The 2373-nt window shown below is 67.0% G+C and carries 3 protein-coding genes; all 3 read right to left on the bottom strand.

Annotated elements, in window-relative coordinates:
* Window positions 1-614: cell division protein ZapE (gene zapE, locus AC1D15_RS27500; protein WP_477828500.1), on the bottom strand; the 614-nt coding region annotated here is incomplete at its 3' end.
* A gap of 19 nt (window positions 615-633) precedes the next feature.
* Complete coding sequence (lpdA, locus tag AC1D15_RS27495; protein ID WP_047502490.1) at window positions 634-2061, bottom strand: dihydrolipoyl dehydrogenase; 1428 nt, start codon at window positions 2059-2061, stop codon at window positions 634-636.
* Window positions 2062-2073: 12 nt separating this feature from the next.
* Window positions 2074-2373 (bottom strand): 2-oxo acid dehydrogenase subunit E2 (locus AC1D15_RS27490; protein WP_477828499.1); only part of this gene is annotated, 300 nt, incomplete at its 5' end.

Genomic DNA, 2373 nt, shown 5'->3' with positions numbered 1-2373 from the left:
AGCGTGCGGCGCCGGTAGTCGGTGCCGTTGTCGACGCTGATCACCTCGAGCTTCTGCTTCAGCAGTTCGATGGCCGGCAGGATGCGGTCGCGGTGCAGGCCGTTCGGGTACAGGTCGTCCGGCTTGAAGTTCGAGGTCGTGACGATGCTGACGCGGTGCGAGAACAGGCTGTCGAGCAGCCGGTGCAGGATCATCGCGTCGGTCACGTCGGCGACGTGGAACTCGTCGAAGCAGATCAGCCGGTGGCGCCGCGAGATGCGCGCGCCCAGTTCCTCGAGCGGGTTGACGATGCCCTTCAGCTCGGCCAGCTCGCGGTGCACCTCGCGCATGAACTCATGGAAGTGCAGCCGCGTCTTGCGCTGCAGCGGCACGGCGTTGAAGAAGCAATCCATCAGGAAGCTCTTGCCGCGCCCCACCCCGCCGTGCATGTAGACGCCGCGCGGCAGCGGCGGCCGCACCAGCAGCTTCGCGATCGCATTGCTGCGCCGCGCCTTGTAGGCCTCCCACTCGTCCTGGCAGCGCTGCAGCGCAGCGACCGCGGCGAGTTGCGCCGGGTCGCTTTGGTAGCCGCGCTCCGCGAGCGTCTGCCGGTACAACTCTGTGACGGAGACCATCGAGCGCGGTGGCTTCCGTTCAGAAGTTCAGCGTGCGCTTGTCGACGGCCAGGGCCGCTTCCTTCGTGGCTTCGCTCAGCGACGGGTGCGCATGGCAGATGCGCGCGATGTCCTCGGCCGAGGCCTTGAACTCCATCGCGACCACCGCCTCGGAGATCAGCTCCGACGCCATCGGCCCGACGATGTGCACGCCCAGGATCTCGTCGGTCTTCGCGTCGGCGAGGAACTTGACCATGCCCGTCGTGTCGCCCAGCGCGCGCGCCCGCCCGTTCGCGAGGAACGGGAAGGTGCCGGCCTTGTAGGCCCGGCCCGCGGCCTTCAGCTGCTGCTCGGTCTGGCCGACCCACGCGATCTCCGGCGAGGTGTAGATCACCCACGGGATCGTGTTGAAGTTGACGTGCCCGTGCTGGCCGGCAATGCGCTCGGCCACCGCGACGCCCTCTTCCTCGGCCTTGTGCGCGAGCATCGGGCCGCGCACCACGTCGCCGATCGCCCAGACGTTCGGCAGGTTGGTCTTGCAGTCGTCGTCGACCACCACCGCGCCGCGCTCGTCGAGCTTCAAACCGACCGCTTCCGGGTTCAGGCCGATCGTGTTGGCAACGCGGCCGATCGAGACGATCAGCTTCTCGACCTCGAGCGTCTGCGCTTCGCCCTTGGCGTTGGCGTACGCGACGGTGACACCCTTCTTGCCGGTCTTGACTTCGCTGATCTTCACGCCCAGCTCGACCTTCAGGCCCTGCTTGTTGAAGGCCTTCTGCGCCTCCTTGGCGATCTGCTCGTCGACCGCGCCGAGGAAGGTCGGCAGCGCCTCCAGCACCACCACCTCGGCCCCCAGGCGGCGCCACACCGAGCCCATCTCCAGGCCGATCACGCCGGCGCCGATCAGCCCCAGCTTCTTCGGCACCGCGGGGATGCGCAGCGCACCGTCGTTGCTGAGGATGTTCTCCTCGTCGAACGGCGCACCGGGCAGCGCGCGCGGGTTGGAGCCGGTCGCGACGATCACGTGCTTGGCGACGATCGATTCTTCGGCCGCGCCCGCCACCTTGATCTCGTAGCCGCCTTCAGCGGCCTTCACGAACGAGCCGCGGCCGTGGAAGAACGACACCTTGTTCTTCTTGAAGAGGTACAGGATGCCGTCGTTGTTCTGCTTCACGACCGCGTTCTTGCGGCCCAGCATCTTGCTGACATCGATGCTCAGGTCCTTCAGGCCGATGCCGTGGTCGGCAAAGGCATGGCCGGCATGCTCGAAATGCTCGCTCGACTGCAGCAGCGCCTTCGACGGAATGCAGCCGACGTTGGTGCAGGTGCCGCCCGGGGCCGGGCCGCCCTTCTCGTTCTTCCACTCGTCGATGCAGGCGGTGTTGAAGCCCAGCTGCGCCGCGCGGATCGCGGCGATGTAGCCGCCGGGGCCGCCGCCGATGACGACCACGTCAAATGATTTGCTCATCGTCGGTTCCGGTTAGATGTCGAACAGCAGGCGGGCCGGATCTTCCAGCGCATCCTTCATCGCGACCAGGCCCAGCACGGCTTCGCGGCCGTCGATGATGCGGTGGTCGTACGACATCGCGAGGTAGTTCATCGGGCGGATCACGATCTGCCCGTTCTCGACCACCGCGCGGTCCTTCGTCGCGTGCACGCCGAGGATGGCCGACTGCGGCGGGTTGATGATCGGCGTCGACAGCATCGAGCCGAAGGTGCCGCCGTTGCTGATCGAGAACGTGCCGCCGGTCAGCTCCTCGAGCGACAGCTTGCCGTCCTT

It is taken from the genome of Rhizobacter sp. P2_H2, from assembly GCF_056403375.1.
This window is presented reverse-complemented; position numbering and strand designations above follow the sequence as displayed.